The sequence below is a fragment of the Geminocystis sp. GBBB08 genome, assembly GCF_016743215.1.
Classification (GTDB): Bacteria; Cyanobacteriota; Cyanobacteriia; order Cyanobacteriales; family Cyanobacteriaceae; genus Geminocystis.
The window spans coordinates 38,964-54,921 of record NZ_VRZC01000001.1; the positions used below are offsets into that span (position 1 = coordinate 38,964).

The 15,958-nt window shown below is 31.5% G+C and carries 8 protein-coding genes; 2 read left to right on the forward strand and 6 right to left on the reverse strand.

Annotated elements, in window-relative coordinates:
* Window positions 1–38 precede the first annotated feature (38 nt).
* On the reverse strand, window positions 39–917 hold the full coding sequence (locus FWJ34_RS00200; RefSeq protein ID WP_308253219.1) for a 4-hydroxybenzoate solanesyltransferase: 879 nt from the start codon (window positions 915–917) through the stop codon (window positions 39–41).
* 81 nt (window positions 918–998) lie between these two features.
* Window positions 999–3,836, reverse strand: coding sequence for a response regulator (locus FWJ34_RS00205; RefSeq protein WP_308253220.1), 2,838 nt, complete (start codon window positions 3,834–3,836; stop codon window positions 999–1,001).
* 430 nt (window positions 3,837–4,266) lie between these two features.
* On the opposite strand from FWJ34_RS00205, the gene FWJ34_RS00210 reads away from it, so the two are divergent.
* On the forward strand, window positions 4,267–6,984 hold the full coding sequence (locus FWJ34_RS00210) for a 3'-5' exonuclease (protein ID WP_308253221.1): 2,718 nt from the start codon (window positions 4,267–4,269) through the stop codon (window positions 6,982–6,984).
* A 189-nt stretch (window positions 6,985–7,173) separates the two neighbouring features.
* On the opposite strand, the gene fabD is transcribed toward FWJ34_RS00210, so the two are convergent.
* On the reverse strand, window positions 7,174–8,037 hold the full coding sequence (fabD, locus tag FWJ34_RS00215) for an ACP S-malonyltransferase (RefSeq protein WP_308253222.1): 864 nt from the start codon (window positions 8,035–8,037) through the stop codon (window positions 7,174–7,176).
* A 165-nt stretch (window positions 8,038–8,202) separates the two neighbouring features.
* Between fabD and FWJ34_RS00220 the strand changes: the two genes are divergently transcribed.
* On the forward strand, window positions 8,203–8,946 hold the full coding sequence (locus FWJ34_RS00220; RefSeq protein WP_308253223.1) for a DUF1995 family protein: 744 nt from the start codon (window positions 8,203–8,205) through the stop codon (window positions 8,944–8,946).
* 196 nt (window positions 8,947–9,142) lie between these two features.
* On the opposite strand, the gene FWJ34_RS00225 is transcribed toward FWJ34_RS00220, so the two are convergent.
* The 3 genes from FWJ34_RS00225 to FWJ34_RS00235 all read right to left on the reverse strand — a co-directional run.
* Window positions 9,143–10,576 (reverse strand): ShlB/FhaC/HecB family hemolysin secretion/activation protein, encoded by a 1,434-nt coding sequence (locus tag FWJ34_RS00225; protein WP_308253253.1) that lies wholly within the window; start codon window positions 10,574–10,576, stop codon window positions 9,143–9,145.
* Entirely contained in the window at window positions 10,577–10,801 is a 225-nt protein-coding gene (locus FWJ34_RS00230) for a hypothetical protein (protein WP_308253224.1), read from the reverse strand.
* Between the two features lie 257 nt (window positions 10,802–11,058).
* Window positions 11,059–15,958 (reverse strand): CHAT domain-containing protein (locus FWJ34_RS00235; RefSeq protein ID WP_308253226.1); only part of this gene is annotated, 4,900 nt, incomplete at its 5' end.

Here is a 15,958-nt window from a genome sequence, read left to right on the forward strand (position 1 = left end):
CTTAAGAGTCTTCTAGTTTTAAGAGTCTTAAGAGTCTCCTAATTTCCGAAGATAATACCTAATAATAAAATAAAACCTATCCACACATTTTGACTAAAAATTTGTCCATAATTAATTAATTCTTGATTTTTTTGTTGTAAATCTATATATTGCCCTACCCAAAGAATAACAGCGATCGCCCATAGGAGTCCAAAAATGAAGTTAAAACCGTTTGTTGAGCCAATATAAGCGAATAAACCTGCAGTGAGAGCGAAAAATAAACCCACTGCTTCCTTTGCCAAATCGCCAAAAAAGATAGCACTAGAATTAATCCCTAGTTTCAGATCATCTGGTTTATCTGCCATAGCATAAATTGTATCAAAGCCCATTGTCCAAGTAATTGTAGCTACCCACAATAGCCAAGTATTATAAGTAAGATTACCCGTCACCGCACTCCAACTAATTAAGACGGCAAAACCCCAAGCGATAGATAAAATTAATTGGGGGATAGGAAAAACTCGTTTAGCTAAAGGATAACAGATAATTACCGGTACAGAGGCTACACTTAGCCAAAAACTAAGAGAATTTAGATAAAATGTCAATGCGGCGGCACAGGTTAAACTGATAATAAAAACAATGATACCGACTTTGATTGATAAAGCACGGGAAGCAATAGGGCGATTTTTCGTTCTTTCTACTTGATTATCTATGTTATGATCCCATAAGTCATTGATAACACATCCGGCAGCACTGGTGGCTAAACTACCTAAAATGATAATACCAACTAAAATTAAAGGAGGTTTACCCCTTGCAGCTAAAAATACTGCCCATAAGGCAGGAATCATGAGAATTAATCTTCCTGCTGGTTTATCCCAACGGAGAAGTTTAATAATACTTTGAGTAAGAGACGGAGAATTAATTTTGGGAGATGAAATCATAGATAATTGCAAAAATAAAAATTGAGAGTAAAATTGCTAACATTAATCATCAAATTATAAACAGTCAAACACTCTTTGACATTAAGACAAAAAATTGCTTAAAATTAACTCTAATTTTGATAACTTAATGGGTTTGGGTAGATAGTCTTTCATGCCTACCTCCTCACAAATTTTCTTATTTTCATCGTCATCATGGGCACTCATCGCTATAACTATTGGTAGATTTTCTGATGGTAAAACTTCATGAATTTTTTTTGTAGCCGTTATGCCATCCATTTCAGGCATTTCAATATCCATAAAAATAATATCATATACTTGTTTTTCGATCGCCTCTATAACTTCTTTGCCATTATTAGCGATATCCGCCGAGTAACCTAGTTTTTTTAACAAACTTAAAATTAATTTTTGATTAACTCGATTATCTTCAGCCACCAAAATTTTCCTATTTAAAGGGGAGATTTTTTCTGTTAACATTTCAACATTTTTTGTTTCAGGAATCATGAGAGTTTCTGAAGTTGATTCATAGACATATTCGAGATGTAAAAAATGTTGTAACTTCTCGAAAATAATTGATGTAACAAAAGGTTTACTAATTACATCATCACAACCACACCCTAAAATGTCGTCTTTTTCTTCCATAAAAGCATGGGCAGTTAAAGCAATAATAACAGGATTAGAAGAAGAATTTTGACTATTTTTACGAATCAGTTTGGTTGCTTGATAACCATCCATTACTGGCATTCCTATATCCATCCAAATTAAGTGAGGTTGCCAATTTTCAGTAATTTCTACAGCTTCTTTACCGTTAATAGCTTCTTTGATGTCAAAATTTAAAGGTTTTAAGAGTTTGTGTAATAATAAACGATTTTGCTCATTATCATCTACTATTAAAATACGATAAATGGGAGTATTCTCTGCTAAACCGATTATTTTTTGAGTCGGTAAAATTTTAGAAGAAGCTAAGGAAGAAACAGGAGTAAAATTAATCGTAAAATAAAAAGTTGTACCTTTATTAAACTCACTTTCAACTTTCATGTCTCCCCCCATTAATTCCACAAATTGACGAGAAATCAATAAACCTAAACCAGTGCCTTGTTTTGATTTTATTCCTGATTCTGTTTGAAAAAATGGGGTAAAAAGTTTATCTAAATCATCTTGTTTCATGCCTACTCCTGTATCTTTAACGGCAAAATAAAGTTGATTTTCGCTGATTAATTTTCCTGTAAGAATTATATTTCCTTGTTGAGTAAATTTTAAAGAATTGCTGATTAAATTGAGGAAAATTTGTCTTAACTTACTTTCATCTGTAACAATAAATTCAGGTAAGTTATCCTCTAAATTGAAAATTAAATCTATATTTTTCTCATTGGCTTTTATTTGCAACATAGATTTTAAAGATTTTAATAAGTTATGAAGATTAAAGGCAGTTTCATTAAAGGTAACTTGCCCTGCTTCAATTTTCGATAATTCTAAAACTTCATTAATTAAGGATAATAAATGTTCACTACTATTAATAATTATATAAAGATTGTCTTTATTCTCTAAAGTTAAAGTATGATCATCTTTCATTAGTTGAGAAAAACCTAAAATAGCATTTAAAGGAGTGCGTAATTCATGACTCATATTCGATAAAAAAATACTTTTTGCTTTATTAGCTTTTTCTGCTATTTCTTTTGCTTCCTGTAACTCTTTTGTCCTTTCAAAAATTTTATTTTCTAATTCTTGATTACTTTTTATTAGTTTGTTTTCTTTAGTGATTAAATTTTGGACTAGATCTTTTAAACTAGAAGATAATAAAAGAATCTCATTTTTACCTTGATAAAAAAAACTATTTTCAGTAATTTCACATAAAGAAACTGAGCGATTTCCTTTACGAATTTGATCAGCTTCATATGCAATATTTAATAAAGGCTTCATAATTTCTTCAGCAATTTTCCAGCCTATCCAAGAAAAAAGTGTGGCTAATAGTAATCCTGAAATAAAAATTTTTCTTTGTAAATCATCCGCCGATTGAAAAACTATTTCCATGGGTTGTTTAACCAGAATATGCCATCCTAATCCGGGATAAGTTAAGTAACCTTTATCTCGATTATGACTGATTAAAAATTCTTTTCCTTGAAAATTTTTCCGTTGAAATAAAAAAGTAGATTGATTCAAATCGATTAAAGGGATAATATTATTAATATTTTTTCCTTCGAGTTTTTTTTCTGAATCAAAAATAATTTTTCCTTGTTTATCGAGAATTAAAATCTCAATCTGTTTATCTTTAGGTATATTTGCCATTAAAGAATTACTTAAATCTTCTATCCATTGCCAACTCAAATGTGCCCCTAAAACACCTATCAACTCATTTTTCTCATTATAGACTGGATGTGCTACGTCAAGAAATCTTAAAGGTTCACCATTAGGAAGAGGCGGTAATTTTTTCGCTAATAATTTAGCTTCATGCACATCTCCCACAAAACTGCCTTTTAAAGCTGCAATAAACCAAGGGCGTTGACTGACATTTTCTCCTTCTAAAATTCCTTTAGTGCTAATTTTGACTTTTCCTTGAGTATCCGCAAAACCTATCCAAGCATAACCTTCATAGCTTTCTTGTAATTTTTCCAGCAAAAAACGACGATTATTTTTATATAACCCCTCATCCCTAAATTCTGATAAGATAGTCATATTGCGAATATCCGTAGAACGTCTATACATTAGTTTATCAAAGGTATTAACTAATTCATGACTAATTTGTTGTAATAAAAAACTTTGATCTTCTTTTACTTTATTTCTAACAGACTGAAAGACAATAAAATTATATAAAAGGGAAAGAAGAAAAATAGTTATACCAAAAGAAAATCCTAATTTTTCCTTGAGGGTGAGATTAAGTAATAATTTATTTAATTTTATCTTTAATGAATTAGAAAAAGACATTAGTAATCAGTAATTGGTAATTGGTAATATCAAATTTGATTAAAGAATTATCAGAAAAATCTCTTTTTCGGTGGGTAAACACGCAAAGAAGGTAGCAAAGTTTTTGTGACTAATTAAGGTATGCTGAGGAAATTTAGAATTTAGAATTTAGAATTTAGAAATTTAGAATTTAGAATTTAGAATTTAGAATTTAGAATTTAGAATGAAGAAATTGAGCATCGTTACCTTGTCACTTTAAAAGGATGGATAAAGGGGGTATCCCTATCTTCACCAACTTTTTGACACACCTCTAATTAGTCTAACTTCATATAATCGTCAATCGGTAATGAGGAATTAATTTTTTCTCCTCTTCCTATCTTCTAATATCAAGCCTTTTCTAATTTCTCATTCCTTATTCCTAATTATATTCAAGGAGATAAATTTTTTGATAATGACAGAATTTATTGTTATCGATACGGAAGGGGCGGATATACTTAGAGAAATTGCTATTATTGATAGTCAAGGAAAACTTATCTATGAAGCCTTTACTAATTCTCAAGATAATAAAGTGAAACTAAAAATTCAGTCTTTAGAATTAATTATCGCCGATTTATCCCAGTTATTATCAAATAAAACAATTATTTGTCATAATGCTCAACATGATGCTACTATTCTTCGTAATAGTTTTCTAAAATGTGGACAAAATTTACCTAAAGTTTCCTTTATTTGTACTGTAGAATTAGCAAAAAAAATTTATCCTGATTGTCAAAGTTATAGCCTCAGATTTCTCTCAAAAAAAATCAGATTAAAAGTCAATAATCAACTTTTTCGAGATATTCATGCTCATAATGCTCGTTATGATGCCCTATTTACTTTACAATTATATTTACATTTACTTTCCATGACGAAAACGACACCCATGTCTTTATCTGTGAATAATATTGCCAATCCTTTTATTAGCAACCGAGTTGATAATCCTTTCCAAAATCATCTCGACTTTAATCATATTTATCAAAATGAATTTAGTTTTCTCAAGTCAATTGTTAATGACATTAAAAATGACGCTAATCGACAAAGTAAAGCCGCTGTTGTCATGGGGGAAGCAGGTAACGGTAAAACTCATTTAATGATGCGATTAGCAAAGGAAACTTTACAAACTAATCGTTTATTATATGTGCGTCAGCCTAATAATCCTTCTTCGGTGATGCACCATATTTATGCCAGAATTTTAGAATCTTTTGCCGAAAAAGTTAGTATTGCTAATAGTGAACGCACTCAGTTAGATTTATTATTAGCTCGTAGTTTTACTCGAATTTTGGAGTTAATTCAATCTCAAGATTCTACTCAAAAATTAGATAATATTATTCAATCTCTCAAAAATGATACCCTAAGTTTGTTCGATCGACTAGGAAAAGAAGGCACACAACAACACGGCAATAATTGGAAATATATTGACAGTAAAATTACTCAATGGTGGGAAAATAATTATTCTGCTGGTGGTTATTCTTCTAATATTTTGCGAGGAATTATTAAGTTTTGTAGCTATAAAGACAATCCTCTTAGTGGTATTCGTTACAAAGATGAAGTCAGAAGATGGTTAGCCGGTAGCGAATTAAGTGATGATATTTGCCAACAAATAGGGTTAAATAATTGGCAGGAAGATTTAAGTAGAGAAGATTTTTCCTTAGAGGCAATGAGTTTATTTGGGCAATTATCCACTTTAGATGAACCTTTAATTATTGTCTTTGATCAGTTAGAATCTTTAATAAACAATCCTACTCTTTTAATCAGTTTTGGTGATGCTATTAGAGAAATCTTAACTCATGTTCCTAACAGTTTAATTATTGTAAATCTTTTTCCTGATCGTTGGCATAAATTTCAGCAATATTTTGATGCTTCCGTCACCGATAGATTATCCCAACATCCAATCTTTTTAAATCGCCCTTCTCCTGAAGACTTATTGCAAATTTTAAATTTAAAATGTCAGGCATTGGGAGTCAAAATTGATGAATTATTTACTCAAGATGATTTAAGACTTATCTTACAAGAATCTTCTATCCGAAAAGTTATTAATAAAGCCTCTGATTATTTTCGTTATAAAAGTCAAAATCTTCCTTTACCTAACAATACGAATCCTAGTCACAATCAACCTAATTCCTTTAACAGTTTAAATAATAATCAACCACAAACTAATTTATCATCTTCTCCTCTTTCAGCAGAAGAAAAATTAACAAAATTCGAGACAGCTTTCCAACAATTTATCAATATTTGCTCACCTTTAATTAAGGATAATTTAGATTATCAAAATAAGCAAACTTTAAATAATAACAATACTATTTTAATGAAAAAAAATGAATTATTAAGAGAAAAAGAGGAATTAATTAAACAAAAAAATTTATTAATACAACAATTAACAACAGAATTAAGTCAAGCAAAAAATAGATTAACGACAAATTTAGAACTAGAATCACCCGAGCTAAAACTTAAAAATAAACCGAAAAATAAACCTTCATTATTAGACAAAGCAACAGAAACTATTAAACCTTTACAATCTGTTAAAGAGAATAATGTTAGTGATTGTCAACCCAAAATTAATGTTAGTGATTCTCAGAGAAAAATACAAGACTATTTAATCGAAACAAAGAAATTTTTAAACGATGATTATAGTCACCCTCATATTATTACCGATGATGATGATATAGGAAAATTAGTGACAATTATGGAGGCTTTTCAAAAATATAATAACACTATCAAAATTGATCAATTAATGTTAGGCAAAAAATCTTTACCAAATCACTTATTAATTATTAACAATAACCTTCAATATGCCGTTGCTTTTTTACAAATTAGTGGTGGTGGTTTTACCGCCAGAATGAAGAATTTTAACCAACTGGTTTTTTCCCATAAACAGATTAAATTTACTTTGCTTCGAGATGAAAGGGAAGGTTTTATCACAGGTAAGGTTGGCAAGGAAGAAATTGAAAAACTTAACTATACAAAAAATGGTCAATTTGTTATGATGGATAAACAAAATCGAGTCATTTTTGAGTTAATTTATAAGCTAATTATTGACATTCAAGAAGGTGATTTAGATGTCAATTTAAAGGAAGCGATCGCAACTTTAATTTCTGAATATAAATCTTATTGGCTGATTCAAGGAATATCTTAACATCTTTTTTACTTAAATAATCAATCGATTAATGATTCTTCAGTATATAGTATGCTTAATTAAGTAATAAGTAATAGGTACAAGAATTGAGTTTTAACTTATTAAAATTGATTTTATGTAATTATTGATTAAATTTAAGTCTTCCCTTTTTTTTGACTAATTTAGCATACTAACTCATCAAGAACCAGATTAATAGTCAAAATTAATTAAATTTACATTTTTAAGACTACGTTTAAGTAAGCCTGTAAGCACTTTTCCTGGGCCTATTTCAATCACCTCTGTTACGTCTTCTAAGGGTAACTGTGCCATTATTTCTCGCCAACGCACCCCCCCCGTCATTTGTGCGATTAATCGTTGTTTAATCCTGTCTTTTTCAGTAGTAGGCATAGGATCAACATTACTTAAAATAGGTATATTAGCAGTATTAAAATTAATTCCCTCTAATACTTGGGCGAATTCAGAAGCTGCCATAGCCATCAAAGGAGAATGAAATGCACCAGAAACCTTTAAAGGTACGGCTAACTTGGCTTTAACCTCACTTACTACCTGATCAACCTTATTCGGTTCACCTGAAATAACCACTTGACCATCGCTATTATCATTAGCAATGACCACATTTTCTGTGGCATTTATTACTGTTTCTAAGGTTTGTCGGTCGAATTTCATTAAGGCTACCATTTTGCCGCCTTCGGCTTTATCCATCAACTCTCCCCGTTTTTGCACTAATTTTAAACCTGTTGCAAAATCATAAACTCCGGCGGTATAAAGAGCGACATATTCCCCTAAACTATGCCCTGCAACTAAATCAGGATTTTTTCCTTCGGCTTTTAATAAATCGACTAAAATAGTTTCGATGGTATAAAGACAAGGTTGAGTGTAAAGAGTGCGGGATAAAATTTCTTCATCACCCTGACATATTTCTAACACAGACCAACCTAAAATTTCCTCTGCTTGGTTAAATTTTTCTTGGGCGATGGCAATATCCTGTAAATTTACACCCATATTTTGAGCTTGTGAACCTTGTCCAGGAAATACCCATGCTGTTTTCGTCATTTATGATACAATTTTTTTTAAGTGCCAAAGTGATATTATATCATTATTCTGAACCTGTAATTAATCATCGTAGAATAGGCATCTTGCCCGTAATTCCTAATTCCTAACAAGGGGTTTAAACCTTTTGCTAATTCCTAATTCTTCATTCCTCATTCCTAATTATTTATGACAAGTCTCCCTGAAACTTTAGAAGATGCCATTTTACAAGCGAAATCAGCATTAAAAGTTGCTTTAGATAGCGGTTGTAATCGCATTACCGTTGACTTAGTTATCCCTGAAATTGCCCTAAAAGCTCAATATTTAGCGTTCGAGTTTGCTAAATTATTTGAAGATGAATATGGTATGAGTTTAAAAGTCTTTTTTACCGATACAGGTGCTGCCGCCTTAGCTAGAAGAGAATGGGGAGAAACGGCATTTCAAGTCACAGATATTGGTAGTAGTCGCACTCCCGTTGATCTGAAAATTAGTGAAACAGATAAACTCTTTTTAGTAGTATCTCCTTGCTCCATAGAAGTTTCTCTGGTAGAAAGATTGTGTAATCTTGCAAGCGATCGCCCTGTTATCTTATTAACACCACAATTAGAAGATATTTCGATCGTTGGAATCGGTTATGCTGCTCGACAATTAAGAGAAAGATTTTTAAGTATTTTAGAATCTTGCTATTATTTTCGTCCATTAGAATCAGCAGTGGTAATACGCAGTTATCCTAATCTATGGGAAATTTGGCAACAAAAAAAAGAAGAAGAAGAATATCAATTAATCACACAAGTGTCTCAAAAACCATTAGGAGAGACATTGGATAGAATTTTAGCAGGACGGGAAAATAATGATCAAGATAATCAAAATTTACCATCATCTTTAGGGTTTTTTGGCTCAATAAAAAGTTTCTTAAAAGCCCTAAATAATTAGGGGTGCGTCAAAAAGTATTTTTATTTTGATGAGGGTAGGGAATGGGCACTCTTGCAACTAAATTTGTCATTGGTCATTCTTCGGGCAATGGGCAATAGCTAAATTCTAAATTCTTTACCCTTGATGATTATAGCCTTCTGATTCCCAACAGCAAACCCTAATTAAGGTTAAAATTGTATTTTGGTTAACTCTAAATTTAAAAATTATATTTAAGATTAAAATACAAACCATCGTCTTGAATATTATTACCTCGATCGATCAAATTAATTAAAGGTGGTGCATAATCAATTCTCAGGTTTAAATTTTCTATGGGTTGCCAAATAAATCCTAACCCTAAAGCAGCGATAAATCTTTGATTAGGTAAAAAATTGGGGTTTTCTTTGACATTCCAAACCGAACCCATATCGAAAAATGGTGCTATTTGAAACACTGGAAATCTTTCTTCATTTCTGGCAAGAGTAATTCTGTCTTCTATGGAAAAACGAAAACCATTATCTCCGGCACGAACATTTTGCCGATAACCTCTTACGGATTGTCCTCCACCAATTACAAATTGCTCTGATGGTAATAAAGGATCAAAACTGAGTTGAATATCTCCTTGAATAATTAATAAATGATCAGGGTTTAATAATTGTACCCGTTGAATTTGTCCTAACCATGTCAAAAAATAACCATCAGGATCATTTGCACTATTAGAAGTTGTTACATCAAATAACCCCACTCCTAACCGAAGTTGCGAGCGCACCCCCCACGCTCCTGTAGTGTCACGTTTAATATAATCTTGACCAAAAGTAATCACATTAGTCCGAGTAATACCATCATCATCAGGTCCAATACCAAAAGGAGTAGGTCCTTGAAAAGTGAAAGTTTGACCATTACGATAACTCATACCTAAAGATAAAGCAAATTCTTTTCGGGGAGTGCGAATCAAAGGTTGACGATAAGTTAAATCATAAAACTGACTTTCGCCGCTAATATCTAATGATTGAAAATCCCCTTCGATAACAGTATTTTCTTGTAAAGAAATCCTAGCCTGTAAAGTGCCATTCATGGGATTAAGAGGGGCGATATAGTTAAAATCAAGATTATAAGTACCAGCCCAATCTTCCAAACGAGGTTGATAAGACACCGAAAAACTATCCCCAAAGCCAAAAACATTGCCATAACCTGCCGCAAATGTCATTTGAGTACCACCAATGCTAGGGGGGGAATAATTATCAATACCAATGGTGGCAAAAAAGGGATCAGCTTCCGTTACTTTAACGATTAAAATACTCTGTTTTTGACCATTACCAGGCCTTAAAGTTGCTTCAATATTTTCGATTAAAGGATCAATTTTTAATAACTTTAATTGATCTTCTAAATGACTAGAATTAAAAGGAGTTACTGCACCTAAACTTATTCTTTGTCTTACATAATTTTCTAATCGTTTTCCTCCTTGAATTTCGAGAGTTTCTATTTGTCCTTCATCAACTCTAATAATAACCACGTCATCAATAACATTTTCCACTATTGCTCGTGTAGTAATATAACCTTGATTCAAATAAAGTTGAGTAATATTATTAGCAATCTCTTCTAAAGTTTTAAAAGAATTAGTTTGATTTTCATAGGGATTATTAAAAGAATTAATTTAATTAGTAAGATTAGTATTACCTTTTACTTCTATTTTTTTGACCGTTAATTCTTGAGGAGTGTTTTGACTAATTAAAGAGTACTTATTATCTAAATTAGAAAAAAAATTACCATTATTTTTAATAAAAAAATCTTGAGCAAAAACAGGATTATTTAATGACAAAAAAGATAAATATATTAGATAAAATAACCAAAAATTTTTATTAAAATTAATATTTTTCATATTATAATATTTATATAGGATAAATTATATAGCATTCCTATGAGCGGTTGTGTCTGGTAAAATTAAAGATTTTGTCATTTGTCATTAGTCATTTGTTATTGTTTACAAGGATTGGGGCTAATTTTTGATAATCTTTGATTGTTTACAAATCCTAAACGGATTGCTATATATAATTAAGAGTTGGAAATTAGGTGACAAGAAGCCTATTCCACAACTATAAATTATTCACTATCTATTGTTAATGGTCAATTGTTAAATTACCAAGGATTACCAATCATCGTAAAAGGAGCCCAATAAAAAGGATGAGAAAAATCTTCTTTTTGTCGAGAATCTTGCGGTAATGCCTCTAAGGAAACCTCTAATTGAGGGGTAATAATTTTATTTCCATCATCACTTTTATAAATTTTCCCTTTAAGCATATTTAACTGAGTTTGTCGTAAAGATTCTGCTTTGGTAGTTTGAATTTTGAGTTGACGATAAAAATCAGTCATTAATGCTAAAGTACCAGTATCACTAACTTGCCAAACACTACCCATAGCAGTTTTAACTCCTGCTTGTACAGCCAACCCCGCAAACCCTAACTCAGCAATCTCGTTACCGAAAGCAGTTTCACAAGCACTTAAAATCATTAATTCCACTAAAGGATTATTTAAACTCAGATTTCTAATTTCATTTAAAGGCAAACGAGAATTATATAATTGAATAAAACTATTGGTAGTTTCTGTCGGGTTAAATTCTCCATGAGTGCCTAAATGAACAATTCCAACCGGTTGACGTTTAATATTCGTTTTCAGTTGCTCTAAAGTAAAATTTTCGTTCAAATAACGTTGATATTCTGGAGATGGTTCATCATTCCATACTTTTTTAATGGTAGGTAATTCTACACCAACCGCAGGTAAGGGAGTAATTTTATCATCAGCAAAACTAGACGCACCCATAGCTAAAAGGTGTAAATCTTTAATAGGGCGATAACGATTATCATTTAAGTTTAAACTTGGAGCTAAACCACTACTATATTTTTCGACTAAAAACTCCTTACTATTGCCATCATATAATGCGGCCACGGGAATAAAGCGAATTTCTGCAGGTAAAATGAATAATAGGTTAGATATTTTTTGTTCTTTTAGTTCAGCTTCAATAGGAGCAATTAACCAACTATACAATTCAGTAGCAAAAGGTTTATAGTCATCATTTAAAGCAAAAACATCGGATATACTTGACCATAAACTAGATGCAGATTTTACTACTTGTTCCCGTGTTATAGGTACAGTTACTCTGATAGGTCGTCCTTTTTGTGTAATAACTAAGATGTCCAACTGATCATCGGGAGCCGGTTTAAGAGCTAGGGTAGGTTGAAGATTTGGTTTATTGATATTAACTCGGCGATATTCTTGAGTATTGAGAGCTTCTCTCCGCGCAAAATCCTGATCTAAATCACCTGGTTGATAACCTTTAGGGGTAAAGCTAACGTAGATAAAAGCAGGTTTTTGATCAGTTTCTTTTTCAATGAAAGTTAAAATTTCTTGAGTTTGATCAATATTATAAATTTGCAGACCAAAAGGCGAAGTAATTATAGATGAACGTCCGATAATATTAACACTTGAACTATCAACTCCAGAGTCATTAGTAGTGCTAATACTTGTTTGAATTATATTAATAATATCAGGAAGGCGTTGAGGAATAATTAATGGTGGTTCAATGGGAGGCTTAACAGGAGGCTCAACGGGAGGCTCAACGGGAGGCTCAATGGGAGGCTCAACGGGAGGCTCAATGGGAGGCTTAACAGGAGGCTCAACGGGAGGCTCAACGGGGGGTTCAGGAATAGGATCTAATAAAACAACATTAATATTTCCTTCTTTAATAGCTTCAAAATATTTTCCGGGTGCAATAGAAAAATTACTATTTGTAATAATTCCTGCTGTGCCATTATTGCTTGAATCACCTACAATAAAAGGTAAACGGGGATCTTCGGTTAATCCTTTTTGAGAATTATCAGGGAAAAAATTAATCAAAATTGCCCCTCCTTGTCCATTTCCTCCAGTACTATCAATACTAATATTAGAGTCAGGAATAGTGTCTGTTACTTTCAACCGCCCTAAAGTACTGATATTTATATCCCCTCCTTTACCGTTACTGCTACGGGTGTTAATACTACTAACCTGAATATCACTAGGTGCATTTAAAGTCACATTTCCACCATTACCGTTACTACCAATAGCCTCTATTTTTCCCGTATTAATGGTTGTATTAGAATTTATGGCGATCGCACCACCAGCAAAACTGCTACTACTGTCTAAATCTTCAGTGAAGATACCATTATTATTACTGGTGAGGGATATATTGCCGCCATTAGTAATAATATTTTGGGTGTCAATATTTTGAGCATTAATTTCAATATTTGTATTTCTAGTAGAAATATTTTGGGCTAAAAACGAGCCCTGACTATTGAAAAGAGTATCTTGTGTGAGCGTGACATTAGTGTTCAAATTTTGATTTCCAGTGGTAGAGACTAAATTACCATTAAAATTAGTATTGTTAGCGGTGAGAGATAAATTATTTAAAGCCTCATTATTCCCTATATTATTAGTCAGGGAAATGTTACTATTACCCCCATTCATAGTTAAATTATGATTACCATTAATCGTGCCAAGAATCTGAATATTTCCTCCAACATCACTTTGATTATTCGTAATAAGGTTGACGTTTGCACCTAAAATGACGTTATTATCGATGGTTATATCATTACCCTGAGTAAGAATATCAGCGTTAAGAGTAGTTGTTGAACCAGCACCTTGTATAGTAACAGAAGCGTTATCATTACCATTGATGGGTTGATTCACAAAAATATTACCTGCTTGAAGAATTAAAGGATCATTTATAGTTAAATTTTCATTGATAGTTATACTACTGCCAATAGTGTTATTTTGACCAATAGTAATACTATTAAATCCATTAAGGCGATCGAGATTTGTGATCAAAAATGAGTTATTATTTGCATTACCGATCAAAATATTGCCATCAGGATTATTAGTTTGTAAGGATAAATTTCCTCCCGTAGAAGAAACTAATCCAGTATCAGAAAAATTAATCCCAGTAAAACTGGTTGATGTTAAGTTATTAGAAGCAGTATTGAGATTATTAAGGAAATTGATATTACCCTGATTACTGGTTAAAGTTATATTGCTTTGAGTTATTAGTACATTATCTTGATAAACCTGATTACCAGTGGTTATAATATTTCCATTTAATCTGGTTATACCGTTACTATTAGTTGTTAAAGTTTGAGCCGTTACAGTATTAAAAGTTTTTTCCCCATCACTATTAACGAGAATATCACCTAAAGTCTGACTATTGCCAATAGCTTGATTAAAGGTAATATTACCAGTACCACTATCAACCGTTAAATTATTATTTTCTCCTGACTGACTATTAACAGTTCCATTAAAATTGATATTATTATTAGTTAAAGTAACAGAATTGCCTATCTCGACATCATTTTGATAGTTTTGAATCTGGGTAGTAGTGATGTTACCATTAATTATCGTTTTACCATCGCTATTAGTTGTAAGGTTATTTAATCCTTGTATCGTGTTATTGAAAGTTGTGATACCGTTATTATTAGTATTAACTGTTAAGTTATTAGCACCACTAATAGCACCATTAAAAGTTAGATTATTGCCCGTGAGAAAAGTATTAGCTTGTAATAATACTGGGCTATTAAAAATTTGATTGCCAATAGTGTTGATACTATTACCCGTTATATTAACATTAATATTTGTTTGCCCGTTAGAGGTAAGACTTCCTAAACCAATACTACTACCAAGGCGATCATCTCCGATTCCGTCACCATAGTTAATATTATTATTGGCGATAACTGTCAAATTTTGAGGAATAACAGAAGAGTCAATGAAATTATTAAAGGTGATATTATTTCCTGTGATTTCTGTATTTGTGGCTAAAATGATAGGATTATTATAAGTTTGATCAAGATTAGTATTAATATTACTTGTCTTAATCATCGTTATTCCACTATTTCCAGTAAAAATATTATCAGCTTGAATATTACTCTCTATATTAGTTGTATCAGTAACTCGGAGATCTAAATCCCCAAAAATAAAGATATTGATAGGATTTCCTAAACTATTGGCAAGAGTTAAGTCATTAATATCGGCAAGGGTGACGTTATTACCATTAACAATACTAACAGTATTAAAATCATTGAGATTATTATCGAGGATAATATTATCACCGTTAAGAGAAGTATTACCCAAAACTTTGACGACACCAGTATCAGTTATATTACCATTAGTCGTAATTTTTAAATTATTTCTGACATTAAGAGTTGCCAAGTCAATATCATTGAGAGTATTAAAAGTTAAATTATTAGTATCAACAATTCCTGTGGAAATTCCTTGAGAAGATGTGATAGCAATATTATTATTTACTGTGCCAGTAGTATTCAAAATACCAGTAACAACAGAACTATTACTACTATTGATATTAATTTCCCCAGCTAAATCAAGGTTAGAATTAGTAATAATATCTTGAGTGTTGACGTTTCCCATCGCCGAGACAAAGATATTACCTCCTTTTCCTTGAAGAGAATGAGAATTAATCAAATTAGTTTGAATTAATCCTTCTTGACTATTGATAGTGACATTACCACCGTTTAAACTTCCAAAACTATTAATATTTTGAGTAATAATATCCCCCATAGAAGTTAAAGTAATGTCTCCACCAATATCCCCAACAGCATCAATACTTTCTGATAAATTAATCAGTGCATCACTTTGAATATTAATTTTGCCAGCATTACCAGTTTGACCACTTTTAATGATTCTTCCTGATGTTATACTACCTTTAGCGATAAGATTAACATTTCCTCCTTGTCCATTAGTATTATTAGCATCAGCAAATATTCCATTAATAGCAATTTTACCATCACTATTAATAGTGACATTACCACCGTTTAAACTTCCAAAACTATTAATATTTTGAGTAATAATATCCCCCATAGAAGTTAAAGTAACGTCTCCACCAATATCCCCAACAGCATCAATACTTTCTGATAAATTAATCAGTGCATCACTTTGAATATTAATTTTGCCAGCATTACCAGTTTGACCACTTTTAATGATTCTTCCTGATGTTATACTA